Source organism: Yersinia ruckeri ATCC 29473 (assembly GCF_000754815.1).
GTDB lineage: Bacteria > Pseudomonadota > Gammaproteobacteria > Enterobacterales > Enterobacteriaceae > Yersinia > Yersinia ruckeri.
In genome coordinates, this window is sequence record NZ_KN150747.1 from 789,511 (window position 1) to 802,883 (window position 13,373).

The following is a 13,373-nucleotide window of genomic DNA, read 5'->3' on the forward strand; positions in this document are numbered from 1 at the left end:
TTTGGTCTTGATGCTGGTATCAATGACTATGCTTTATTTTGGGATAAGGATCTTACAACGGCTGGGAAATGCGTAAATATTGTATTTTTGTCGTATCAGGCATTAAAAAAGCAGCGGTTGTAGTCGATTTTGTCATATAGTACCGGCCCCAAAGGAATGAGGAAGATTTTCCATTTAACTGCGGTAGGCAAGGCTGAGGGATGCGATTTACAACCAAACTTTCTGCGTTTATGGCGTTACTGGTCGTACTGGCCATGTGTCTAATGTTGCTAGGGAGCACGTTTAGTTTTTTCTACTTATGTCAGAAAAAAATGGAGCATCGCCTTCAGACTATTGTGACGGCCTACGACCAATCCTTACTCACTGAACCACCGGAAGTCCCGCGAGCCTGGCTGCCGTTGATGATGAGGGCTATTGGCGTTATTGAAATCAGTGTAGAAAATGCCCACCACCAATTTTATCATCTGGCACTTCCTCCGACTTACACTTCCTGGGATAACAATAGCAGTTACCGCGAACTTTCCATCCCTCTATTGCAGCAGCCCGGCGGCGTAATGCGCCTGACTTATATTGATCCACTAACCAGCTACACCCGCTCGATGTATGCCGCAGTTATTTTGTCTCTGGCGGTGGGGGTTATTGCCATCATTATGTTTCTGAGTTTTCGCTGGCTGCGGGAACAAACGGCCGGAGAGGAGCAACTCGAACAGCGAGCGCGGAGAATTCTCCAAGGCGAGCGTGAGAATGTGATGCGCAGTGAAAATCACGAGTGGCCACCCTATGCCAGCCATGCTCTTGATCACTTATTGATAGATCTGGCTGAGATGCGCGAAGAACGCAGCCAATTGGACACACTGATTCGTTCTTATGCCGCACAAGACGCAAAAACCGGCCTGAATAACGCTTTGTTTTTTGATAATCAGCTGACGACACAGTTGGAGGAGCCGGGTGCTCATGGCGTGGTGATGATGGTACGGCTGCCTGACTTCGATGCTTTGAATGAGCAGTATGGGGAAACTCAGGTACAGGAATTGATGCACTCGATGGTCAATTTACTTTCGACCTTTGTTGACCGCTATCTATCCGCGTTATTGGCGCACTACACCAACAGCGATTTTGCCATTTTGCTGCCGCATAAAACCCTGAAAGAGGCCGATGTGATGGCGGCGCAGTTGGTTCATCTGGCTGGAGCCATGCCAGTACTGCCAATCATAGATCGTGATGCATTACTCAATATTGGCATTGTGGCTTACCGTCATGGGCAAACGGCGGAGCAAATTATGGATAATGCTGGACAAGCCACGAAAAATGCGGCGTTGTATGGCGGCAATAGTTGGTATGTGTATGACCATCAGGTACCGGAGAAAGGTCGCGGTAGCGTTAAGTGGCGGACGCTACTTGAACAAACGCTGGTTAATGGCGGCCCGCGCCTTTACCAAAAACCGGTTATTACCTGCGACGGAAAGATTCATCACCGTGAAATTATCAGCCGGATATTTGATGGTGAACAGGAGTTGATTGCGGCGGAATTTACGCCTCTGGTGCGCTTACTGGGATTGTCTGAGCGCTATGATCGGCAAAAAATCAGTCGGATAATTCCTTTATTAGCGTTATGGCCAAACGAAACCCTGGCATTTTCCGTTAGCGTTGATTCATTATTACAACGACCTTTCCAGCGTTGGTTGCGGGATACAATATTACAGTGCCGAAAAAGTTATCGTCAGCGCATTATCTTTGAGCTGGCAGAGGCTGACGTATGTCACCATATTGATCGGCTGCGACCTGTTATCCGTTTGTTACTCGGATTAGGTTGTCGATTGATGGTTTCTCAGGCGGGATTGACGGTGGTCAGCACGACTTATATCAAGACCCTGCGAGTTGAAATGATCAAATTGCACCCAGGATTGGTTAGAGGTATTGATACACGCTTTGAAAATCAGCTATTTGTGAAAAGTCTTACTGGTGCCTGTGCCGGTACGAATGTTAAAGTTTTTGCTGCGGAAGTGGTCACCAGGGAAGAATGGGAAACGTTGCGACAGAAAGGGGTTTATGGTGGACAGGGTCACTTTTTTGCTGCGCCGACGTTTTTAAACCTCGAGCAGAAAAAATATTCGTAACCAAGCCATGTTTAGCCTGATCGTTGAGCAAAAATTAACGTAGAATGTCCCAGCCATTTCCGCAGACCGTTGGTAGGTACTCACTTTCGACGGTAATCAGGTCAAATGTTAGATTTTATGTGCTGTGTTACGCCGTTCGATGCATCGACTGAAGGGGATTTTTAGTCTTTTTTCAAGGGCTTCAGGTCATATATCGTTTTCAGCGAAACTTGATATGGATAACGTAGCCACTTTTTCACCGAAGTAGGACGTTTTTGCGCCTTGTCGCTGCTTCGTGTGGTTGGTAAAGTAGGCGGATTTTATTTTCCGCCCCCAGCTTGCAGGATTATCCTTTCGTTATGTTTAAGAAATTTCGTGGCATGTTTTCCAACGACTTGTCCATCGACTTGGGTACCGCCAATACCCTGATTTATGTAAAAGGACAAGGCATCGTACTGAATGAACCCTCGGTGGTTGCTATTCGCCAGGATCGTGCCGGTTCCCCCAAAAGTGTTGCAGCTGTGGGTCATGATGCCAAACAGATGCTGGGGCGTACCCCTGGTAATATCGCCGCGATCCGTCCGATGAAAGACGGCGTTATCGCCGATTTCTTCGTGACTGAGAAAATGCTTCAGCACTTTATCAAGCAGGTTCATAGCAACAGCTTTATGCGCCCAAGTCCGCGTGTATTGGTGTGTGTGCCAGTCGGTGCTACTCAGGTTGAACGTCGTGCAATTCGCGAATCCGCTCAGGGTGCTGGTGCTCGTGAAGTCTTCCTGATTGAAGAGCCGATGGCCGCTGCAATTGGTGCGGGTCTGCCTGTTTCCGAAGCAACGGGTTCTATGGTTGTGGATATCGGTGGCGGAACCACGGAAGTGGCGGTGATCTCACTGAATGGTGTGGTTTACTCTTCTTCTGTTCGCATTGGTGGTGACCGCTTTGATGAAGCGATCATTAATTATGTGCGTCGTAACTATGGTTCATTGATCGGTGAAGCAACGGCTGAACGTATCAAACACAGCATTGGCTCGGCTTATCCGGGTGATGAAGTGTTGGAAATCGAAGTTCGTGGACGTAATCTGGCTGAAGGTGTGCCACGGGGCTTTACTCTGAACTCCAATGAAATTCTGGAAGCTTTGCAGGAGCCACTGACCGGTATCGTTAGCGCGGTGATGGTTGCCCTGGAACAGTGTCCACCAGAATTGGCCTCCGATATCTCCGAACGCGGCATGGTGTTAACCGGCGGCGGCGCATTGCTGCGTAATCTGGATCGTTTGTTGATGGAAGAAACAGGCATTCCGGTTGTGGTTGCAGAAGATCCGCTGACCTGTGTAGCTCGCGGTGGTGGTAAAGCGTTGGAAATGATCGACATGCATGGCGGCGATTTGTTCAGCGAAGAATAATAGTCAGCCACAAAAGGAGGGCTGGATCAGATGAAAGTATTGCCTCATCAGATTTAGTGCCTCCTTTTTGTTGTCGAGGAATACGCATAATTTATGAAGCCGATTTTTAGCCGGGGTCCATCCCTGCAACTACGACTTTTCTTTGCCGTTCTTGCAGCCATAGCGCTGGTTATAGCCGATAGCCGGCTTGGTACGTTTGTTAAAATTCGTACCTATATGGACACCGCAGTCAGCCCTTTCTATTTTCTGGCCAATGGGCCACGTAAAGTTTTAGACGGTATTTCTGAAACCCTTGCTACACGCCAACAGCTTGAGCTGGAAAATCGCGCGTTACGTCAGGAACTGCTGCTTAAAAATACGGATTTGCAATTGCTTGGCCAGTTTAAGCAGGAAAACTCGCGTTTACGCGAACTGCTGGGTTCTCCGCTGCGCCAGGACGAACAAAAAATGGTGACGCAGGTCATATCTAGCGGCACCGATCCTTATAGCGATCAAGTTGTGATCGATAAAGGCACCGACAATGGCGTATACGAAGGCCAGCCGGTAATCAGTGATAAAGGCGTAGTCGGACAAGTGGTTGCAGTCAGCAAATTTACCAGCCGTGTATTGCTGATATGCGATGCGTCCCATGCTTTGCCGATCCAGGTTTTGCGCAATGATATCCGGGTGATTGCTGCCGGTAGCGGCTGTACAGATGACTTATTGCTCGAACATTTGCCAAGCAATACCGACATTCGTGTTGGTGATGTATTGGTCACGTCAGGTTTGGGTGGTCGATTCCCGGAAGGTTATCCGGTTGCGGTGGTTTCTTCGGTCAAAGTTGATAATCAGCGCGCCTATACCGTTATTCAGGCTCGGCCAATGGCGGAATTACAGCGTCTACGTTATCTGCTGTTGTTGTGGGGAGCGGATCGCAATGGTGTTTTGCCGTTGCCACCGAATGAAGTGCAACGAGTTGCTAATGAGCGTCTGATGCAGATGATGCCTCAGGTATTGCCGAGTGCCAGTGATATGGTCGGGCCGCCAGCGCCAGCTAATCTGACTCCAGCAGTGATACCTGCGCCAGCACCGCAAGCCGGAGTAACACCATGAATCGCTATAGTAGTCATGGGCGCTGGGTTATCTGGCTATCATTTCTGATTGCGATGGTGCTGCAAGTGATGCCGTGGCCGAAAGAGATCTATATGTTCCGCCCGTCATGGGTGACCTTGATACTGATCTACTGGGTGATGGCGTTACCTCATCGGGTCAATGTGGGCAGCGGTTTTATTCTCGGTCTGATTCTGGATCTGATTTTAGGTTCTACCCTCGGCGTGCGTGCGTTGGCATTAAGTCTCATTGCTTACCTTGTGGCCTTTAAATTCCAGTTGTTCCGCAATATGGCGCTGTGGCAGCAGGCATTAATTGTCATGCTGTTATCGCTGACCATGGACGTGGTGGTGTTCTGGTCAGAATTTTTAGTCATTAATGTCTCGTTCCGGCCTGAAGTTTTCTGGGGAAGTTTTGTCAACGGTATTTTGTGGCCGTGGCTATTCCTATTAATGCGTAAAATTCGCCGTAAGTTCGCAGTGCAATAAGGATTTTTTCAATGACAGCCCTTTATCTGGCCTCTGGCTCCCCTCGTCGGCGTGAATTACTTGCGTTACTCGATCTACCGTTTGAAATTTTACGGACGAATGTCGAGGAGCAGCGTAATCAGGGAGAAGCTGTGGAGGCCTACGTTCGGCGTTTGGCGGAAGATAAGGCACGGGCTGGTGTAGCGGTTGCCGGTCGGGATTTACCGGTGCTAGGTGCCGATACCATTGTGGTGCTTAACGGAGAGGTTTTGGAAAAACCGCAGGATGAAGCACATGCAGCACAAATGCTGAGTGCATTATCCGGACGGCAGCATCAGGTGATGACAGCGGTTGCATTCGCAGACAAACAGAACCTGTTATGCACTATGGTTGTGACAGATGTGACATTCCGCGTGTTATCCCAACAAGAAATCAGTGACTATATTGCTACCGGTGAACCGATGGACAAAGCGGGCGCTTACGGTATTCAGGGCAAGGGGGGGTGTTTCGTCAGGACGATTAACGGAAGTTATCATGCCGTAGTCGGTCTGCCGTTGGTAGAAACCCATGAACTACTGAGTCATTTTTTCGCGCTACGTGATGTGAGAGGAATACATGACAGCTGAATTACTGGTCAATATAACACCGTCTGAAACGCGGGTTGCCTACATCGACGGTGGCATCCTGCAAGAGATTCACATCGAGCGTGAAGCCAAAAGAGGTATTGTCGGCAATATTTATAAAGGACGCGTTAGCCGGGTATTGCCGGGAATGCAGGCGGCTTTTGTCGATATTGGTCTGGATAAGGCGGCCTTTCTTCACGCCTCCGATATTATGCCCCACACCGAATGTGTCGCCGGGGACGAACAAAAGAATTTCAATGTTCGTGATATAGCCGAACTGGTGCGCCAGGGGCAGGATCTTATGGTTCAGGTGGTTAAAGATCCGCTGGGTACCAAGGGTGCCCGTTTGACCACCGATATCACGCTACCTTCCCGCTATCTGGTGCTGATGCCCGGAGCTGCGCATGTTGGCGTATCTCAGCGAATTGAAAGCGAAGCGGAACGTGAGCGGTTAAAAAATACCGTGGCGAGCTATTGCGATGAGCAGGGTGGTTTCATTATCCGTACTGCTGCGGAAGGGATTGGCGCAGAAGAATTATCGGCAGACGCTGCTTTTCTTAAGCGTCTGTGGGCTAAAGTACAGTTGCGTAAAAAACGCGATAAAACCAAGTGTAAACTGTACGGTGAAATGGCGTTGGCGCAGCGTATTTTGCGCGATTTTGCCGGAGCTGCACTGGATCGCATCCGCGTTGACTCCCGCCTGACTTATGAACAGTTGGTCGAGTTCACCAAAGAATATATTCCGGAAATGACCAATAAGCTGGAGCACTACTCTGGCAAGCAGCCTATTTTCGATCTGTATGACGTAGAAAACGAAATTCAGCGCTCACTGGAGCGCAAGGTTGAATTGAAATCAGGTGGCTATCTGATTATCGATCAAACCGAAGCCATGACTACCATCGACATCAACACCGGCGCATTTGTCGGCCATCGCAATCTTGATGAAACCATTTTCAATACTAATATTGAAGCGACTCAGGCTATTGCTCGCCAATTGCGTATGCGTAACCTCGGCGGCATTATAATTATCGACTTTATTGATATGAGTAATGAAGAGCATCGACGCCGTGTATTACACTCTCTAGAGCAGGCACTCAGTAAAGATCGGGTAAAAACCAGTATTAACGGTTTCTCTCAACTAGGATTAGTCGAGATGACCCGTAAGCGTACTCGTGAAAGTATCGAGCATGTGCTCTGTAACGATTGCCCTACTTGCCATGGTCGCGGCACAGTAAAGTCAGTAGAAACAGTATGTTATGAGATTCTACGTGAAATTGTGCGGGTTCACCATGCTTATGACTCTGACCGATTCCTGGTCTATGCCTCCCCATCCGTGGGTGAAGCCTTAAAAAGCGAGGAATCTCATGCGCTGGCTGAAGTGGAAATCTTTGTCGGCAAACAGGTCAAAGTTCAAATCGAGCCGCTCTACAGCCAAGAGCAGTTTGACGTGGTGATGATGTAATACGTTTCCGCTGCGCTCAGTGTGGCGGGAATCAAGGAGAGATGAGTGAGGCGACTGCCCAGGATTTTGTTAGCGACAGGCGCCACAATGATTGTTGTGGTGGCATTGTTGGTGAGTGGGCTTCGCTTAATGCTGCCTCAACTCAATAATTATCGTCCGCAACTACAGGCTAAAATTCAGGCCATCAGCGGCATTCCGCTGGAAATTGGTTTTATTCAGGGAAGTTGGGAAACCTTCGGCCCGACGCTGGAAGTGCGGGATATTCACGCTCAACTGCCGGATGCCAAATGGCAAGTGCAGCGGATTACCTTGGCATTGGATATCTGGCAATCGTTGTTGCATGGGCGCTGGCAACTGCGCGATATGACTTTCTATCAGTTACAACTGGATTGGGATCGTCCTCTAATTCGACCAAGTGATGACAGCAGTCACTTTGAGTCCAGCCGATTCACCGATATCTTTCTACGTCAGCTCGATCATTTCGATCTGCGTAGCAGCCGCATTTCTTTCCTGACGCCTTCTGGTTCCCGCGCTGAGCTGGAAATTCCCCAATTAACCTGGCTGAACTCGCGTAATCGTCACCGTGCCGAAGGGCAAATCAGTTTATCGACCATCAATGGACAGCACGGTGTGGTGCAGGTTCGGGTAGATTTGCAGGACGATCAGGGTATTCTGAATAACGGTACGGTCTATATGCAGGCCGATAATATTGACGTGAAGCCTTGGATCAGCCAGTGGGTACATAACAATACCGGTTTGGACAGCGCCGAATTCAGTTTAGCTGCCTGGCTCACTATTAAAAGTGGCGATATTTATCGCGGTAATCTACTACTCAAACAGGGGCAGGCCGCCTGGACTCACGCGAACCAGCCACATCAATTAGCCGTTGATCATCTGGTAGTTGATGTGCATCGACAGGGCAATGGCTGGCAAATTGACGCGCCGCAGCTAAACCTGACGACCGACGGTGAGCCTTGGCCTAAGGGCATGTTATCGGCATTGTGGTTACCAGAAAACAACCTACTTCTCGGGCCGGATCAATCGGAAGAATTACGTATTCGTGCCACTGATATCCAGTTGGAGCGTATTGGCCCATTATTGCCGACCATCTCGCTGTTCACGCCGAATTTATTGGCGCGCTGGGGCGATTTGAACCCGCATGGCCGCTTAAATACGTTGGCGTTGGATATTCCTCTTAAACAGCCGAAATTGACCCGCTTCCAGGCTAAATGGCAGGACGTTGGCTGGCAGCATTGGCAACTGCTACCGGGAGTGAATAATTTTGCTGGCGCACTGAGTGGCTCTGTTGAACAGGGGCGTTTGACGCTAAATCTGAATAACAGCACGCTGCCTTATGGCGATATGTTTGGTGCGCCGTTGGAAGTTAGCCGCGCACAAGGTGCTATTGATTGGCGTATCAACGATCAAGGCTGGGAATTGTGGAGCGATACGCTGGATGTCAAAGCCAAATCTTTGTGGGCTAACGGCAGTTTCCGTTATCAACAGCCGGATAAAGGGCAACCGTGGCTGAATATTCTGGCCGGTATTCGGCTGTATGACGCTGCTGATGCCTGGCGTTACTTCCCGCAACCGCTGATGGGGGAAGCTTTGGTTAAGTACCTGACTGAGGCGATTCAGGGCGGAACAGTGGATAACGCTACGTTGGTGTACAACGGCAATCCGCATCATTTCCCTTATACCCATAACGAAGGACAGTTCCAGGTATTTGTTCCATTGCGTGATGCGACTTTCCTATTCCAGCCAGACTGGCCTGCTCTGGAGCACTTGGCTATTGATCTGAACTTCCTCAATGAGGGGCTGTGGATGAATGCGCCTCGGGCGATGTTGGGCAATGTTACCGGCACTCATATCAGCGCCAATATTCCTGATTATTTAAAAGAGCGGCTATTTGTTGATGCACAGGTGGCTGGCAGCGGCGCGGATGTGCATCGCTATTTTATGGACACGCCACTGTATGACACGGTCGGTAGTGCGCTGGATGAGTTGCAGGTAGGCGGGGGAGTAAGTGGGCGCTTACATCTGGATATCCCTTTGGTTGAAGGCAATATTACCCATGCTACCGGTGAAGTGACGCTGAATAACAACAGTCTGTTGATCAAGCCGCTGCAAAGTCAGTTGGAAAACGTCAGCGGTAAGTTCCGCTTTAGCGATGGTAATCTGGTCAGTGATCTCCTGTCGGCAAGTTGGTTTGGTCAGCCGTTATCGGTGAACTTCACAACTGAAGAGCAAAAAGACAATTTTCTGGTCGGTGTTAACCTGCGTGGTGACTGGGCTCCAGCCCGTTTCTCTATGATTCCGGCCGATATCACTAAATTGCTGGCGGGTAATTTTGATTGGCAAGGTAAGGTTGCGGTGCAGTTGCCGAAAAATGGCATGCCAAATTATCAGGTCGATGTGAATGCTGAGTTAAAAGAAGTAAGTAGTCACTTACCTCCGCCATTAGACACTCAAAGTGGTCAATCTTTGCCGGTCAGCATTCGAGCGACAGGAGATCTGGATGGTTTTACGCTCTCAGGTTCTGCGGCTGGCATGAATCATTTCAATAGCCAATGGTTGTTGAAAGACCAGAAAGTAGAACTGAGTAAAGCGATCTGGCAAACCGCCAGCAAAAAAATTCCGGCATTACCGGCGCAGAACGGGCTGATTGTCAGTTTACCGCGTCTTGATGGCGAACGTTGGCTGGCACTAGTCGGCCCGGCTTTGGCTTCTGTTTCACCGCTGGCTTCGTCATCCGGTTTGGGTAAAAAGGCCGTTAGCTCGACCTCATTCACTTTACCGGAACGTATTGAACTGCAAACGCCAGAGCTGCTGTTTGCCGGGCAAGCCTGGCATGATCTGACATTAAAGATTGAACCACAATTGCGCAGTACCGATGTGAGCGCCAAAGGACGCGAAGTGGACGGTAAGCTGCGAATCGCCAACAACGCTGCCTGGCGTGCTGATATTAACTACCTTTACTACAACCCGCAGTGGACGGTGCAGGATGCGGATCAACCGCTGGCAAAGGCCGCGTTACAAGATTCTCCCCTTGCTAATGATATCTCCTTCCGCGATTGGCCGGCATTGCAGCTTCGCTGCCAGGATTGTTGGGTATTGGGACAAAATATCGGCAAGGTCACGGCGGATATTGCCCACAGTGGCGATATTCTGAGCCTGACCAATGGCTTGATTGAAGTTAGCGGGGCGCGCATGGCGGTTAACGGTACATGGCGGAAAAACGGTGATGACAATACAACGTCGCTGACGGCAAAAGTATCCGGCAGCAAGATTGATCGCACTTTGTCATTCTTTGGCATTATTACTCCGCTGAAAGATGCCTCTTTTGACGCTAACGCCGCACTGACATGGCAAGGCGTGCCGTGGCAACCGCAGATTCAAACGTTGACTGGCACGTTGGGGGCTAAATTTAGTCAAGGCGCGATGGTCAATCTGGGCGGTGGGCGTGCTGGGCAACTATTGCGGTTGGTCAGCTTTGATGCGCTGCTACGCAAGCTACAATTGGATTTCAGCGATACCTTTAGTCGTGATTTTGCCTTTGATTCTATTCGCGGTACGGCGAAAGTCATATCGGGTGTGATTCATACTGATGATTTATTGATTGATGGTCTGGCAGCAGATATTGCCATGAATGGCCATATCGATTTGGTGAAGCGTCAGATTGATATGGAAGCGGTGATTACGCCAGATATCTCTGCCACCGTCGGGGTGGCAGCCGCATTTGTCATTAACCCGGTTATCGGGGCGGCGGTCTTTGCGGCAACCAAAGTGCTTGGGCCGTTGTGGAGTAAAATATCGCTGATTCGCTATCAGATAACCGGTAGTCTGGATCAGCCGGAAATCCATGAGGTGTTACGCCAGCTAAAGGAGAATAAGGCACCATGAAAAATGCCAATGTTGCACTTTTACAGCTTTGTAGCGGTGAGCAAACCCGGTCTAACCTGGCTCAAATAGAGCAACAGATTAAGCAGTTGAATTCAGGCATTAAATTGGTGATGACACCAGAAAATGCGTTGTTATTTTCCAATCCGGATGCCTATCGTAAACAGGCCGAACGTCACAACGATGGCCCGTTACAGCAGTCCATCCGTGACATGGCGCGTCGTTACGGCATCTGGTTGTTGGTCGGCTCGATGCCGATGATCAGCCGTGAATCACCCGATCGAATCACCACCAGCAGCCTGTTGTTTGATGATAAAGGCGAATTACAGGCTCGCTACGATAAAATCCATATGTTTGACGTGGATATAAACGATAGCCACGGCCATTACCGCGAATCTGATACCTACCAACCGGGAGAGCATCTGACCGTAGTGGATACACCGGTTGGGCGGTTGGGCATGACTCTCTGTTACGACTTGCGCTTCCCTGGTTTATTCCAGGCGTTACGCGCTCAAGGCGCTGAAATTATTTCTGTTCCGGCAGCATTTACCCGAGTCACCGGTGAAGCCCACTGGGAAGTGTTGCTGCGGGCGCGAGCCATTGAGAACCAGTGTATGATACTGGCCCCGGCACAAGTCGGTAGCCACGGTCTGACTCGTCGTACCTGGGGCCATTCAATGGCCGTTGATGCCTGGGGCAAAATCTTGGGCGAGAATCCAGATAACGTATCGGCTCTGAAAGTGAGGGTCGATATCAATGGCCTGCAAAAAATACGTAAGCAGATGCCGGTGATGCAGCATAATCGCTTCCAGCCAAGTCTGGTGCCGCCATTCAATGAAGTTTCATCCAATAAAGAGTGAAAAAAATATGAGCCTCACGTTTGTCAGTGAGCAGTTACTCGCTGCTAACAAATTGACCCAACAGGACCTTTTCTCGGTACTGGGTCAGTTGGCTGAACGCCGTCTTGATTATGCGGATCTGTATTTTCAGTCCAGCTATCACGAGGCATGGGTATTGGAAGACAGCATCATTAAAGATGGTTCTTACAATATCGATCAAGGTGTCGGTGTCCGGGCGGTTAGCGGTGAAAAAACCGGCTTTGCCTATGCAGATCAAATCACTCTGAATGCTTTGCAGCAGAGTGCGCAGGCCGCTCGCAGCATTGTGCGCGAGACTGGCAATGGCAGAGTCCATACGCTGGGTGAAGTATCCCATCGCTCGCTGTATCCGTTGCTCGACCCATTACAAAGCTTGCCGCGAGAAGAAAAAATTGCGCTGTTGCATCGGGTCGATAAAGTGGCCAGAGCGGCAGATGCGCGGGTACAGGAAGTTAGCGCCAGCCTAACGGGTGTTTACGAACTGATCTTGGTCGCGGCAACCGACGGTACATTAGCTGCGGACGTGCGTCCGTTGGTACGACTATCGGTTAGTGTATTAGTGGAGGACAATGGCAAGCGTGAGCGTGGTGCCAGCGGCGGCGGTGGCCGTTTTGGCTATGACTATTTCCTTGAGCAGGTTGGTGGTGATGTGCGTGCCGATGCGTATGCCAAAGAAGCTGTGCGTATGGCGTTGGTGAATCTGTTTGCCGTTGCCGCACCAGCAGGTGCCATGCCTGTGGTTCTCGGTGCCGGTTGGCCGGGCGTATTGTTGCACGAAGCGGTAGGCCACGGTCTGGAAGGCGATTTTAACCGTCGTGGTAGCTCGGTATTCAGTGGTCAAATGGGTCAGTTGGTGGCTTCTGAGCTGTGTACTGTGGTGGATGACGGTACGATTCAGGGGCGTAGAGGTTCACTGGCTATTGATGACGAAGGCGTGCCGGGGCAATACAACGTATTGATCGAAAATGGTATTCTGAAAGGCTATATGCAAGATAAGCTCAATGCTCGTCTAATGGGGGTTGCGCCAACGGGTAATGGTCGCCGTGAGTCTTATGCACATCTGCCGATGCCACGGATGACCAACACTTATATGCTGGCGGGGAAATCGACGCCGGAAGACATTATCGCCAGCGTGGAATACGGCCTATATGCACCAAACTTTGGCGGTGGTCAGGTGGATATCACCTCCGGTAAATTCGTATTTTCTACTTCAGAAGCTTATCTGATCGAGAACGGTCGCATTACCAATGCGGTGAAAGGAGCCACTCTGATTGGTTCGGGTATTGAAGCGATGCAGCAAATCTCAATGGTAGGCAACGACCTGGCACTGGATAAAGGTGTCGGCGTCTGCGGCAAAGAAGGGCAAAGCCTGCCTGTGGGGGTGGGTCAACCTACTTTGAAATTGGATAATCTGACGGTGGGTGGCACGGCTTAACCGTTACTGGCCTTCCCCAT

General features: G+C 50.0%; 9 protein-coding genes. All 9 read left to right on the forward strand.

What is annotated here, in order from left to right; all coding sequences use genetic code 11:
* The first annotated feature begins 200 nt into the window (after nt 1-200).
* The 9 genes from csrD (at nt 201) to tldD (ending at nt 13,353) form a co-directional block, all read left to right on the forward strand.
* On the forward strand, nt 201-2,117 hold the full coding sequence (gene csrD, locus DJ39_RS03505) for an RNase E specificity factor CsrD (RefSeq protein ID WP_004719360.1): 1,917 nt from the start codon (nt 201-203) through the stop codon (nt 2,115-2,117).
* 338 nt (nt 2,118-2,455) lie between these two features.
* The gene (gene mreB, locus DJ39_RS03510; RefSeq protein WP_002228205.1) at nt 2,456-3,499 is read left to right on the forward strand and encodes a rod shape-determining protein MreB; all 1,044 of its coding nucleotides are present in this window, start codon (nt 2,456-2,458) and stop codon (nt 3,497-3,499) included.
* 93 nt (nt 3,500-3,592) lie between these two features.
* Nucleotides 3,593-4,591: a rod shape-determining protein MreC gene (gene mreC / locus DJ39_RS03515; RefSeq protein ID WP_038241220.1), complete on the forward strand. Its 999-nt coding sequence runs from the start codon at nt 3,593-3,595 to the stop codon at nt 4,589-4,591.
* Entirely contained in the window at nt 4,588-5,076 is a 489-nt protein-coding gene (gene mreD / locus DJ39_RS03520; RefSeq protein ID WP_038241218.1) for a rod shape-determining protein MreD, read from the forward strand. Before mreC ends, mreD begins: the two co-directional genes overlap by 4 nt.
* Nucleotides 5,077-5,087: 11 nt before the next feature.
* Complete coding sequence (locus DJ39_RS03525; RefSeq protein ID WP_004719353.1) at nt 5,088-5,681, forward strand: Maf family protein; 594 nt, start codon at nt 5,088-5,090, stop codon at nt 5,679-5,681.
* A complete protein-coding gene (gene rng, locus DJ39_RS03530) occupies nt 5,671-7,140 on the forward strand; it encodes a ribonuclease G (protein WP_038241216.1) in 1,470 nt (489 codons plus the stop codon). Before DJ39_RS03525 ends, rng begins: the two co-directional genes overlap by 11 nt.
* Before the next feature lie 45 nt (nt 7,141-7,185).
* A complete protein-coding gene (gene yhdP, locus DJ39_RS03535; RefSeq protein WP_038251144.1) occupies nt 7,186-11,043 on the forward strand; it encodes an AsmA2 domain-containing protein YhdP in 3,858 nt (1,285 codons plus the stop codon).
* Nucleotides 11,040-11,900, forward strand: a complete 861-nt coding sequence (gene nit1, locus DJ39_RS03540) for a deaminated glutathione amidase (protein ID WP_038241212.1) — start codon at nt 11,040-11,042, stop codon at nt 11,898-11,900. The genes yhdP and nit1 overlap by 4 nt, the downstream gene beginning before the upstream one ends.
* Before the next feature lie 7 nt (nt 11,901-11,907).
* Nucleotides 11,908-13,353, forward strand: a complete 1,446-nt coding sequence (gene tldD / locus DJ39_RS03545) for a metalloprotease TldD (RefSeq protein ID WP_004719346.1) — start codon at nt 11,908-11,910, stop codon at nt 13,351-13,353.
* The last annotated feature ends 20 nt before the right edge of the window (nt 13,354-13,373 follow it).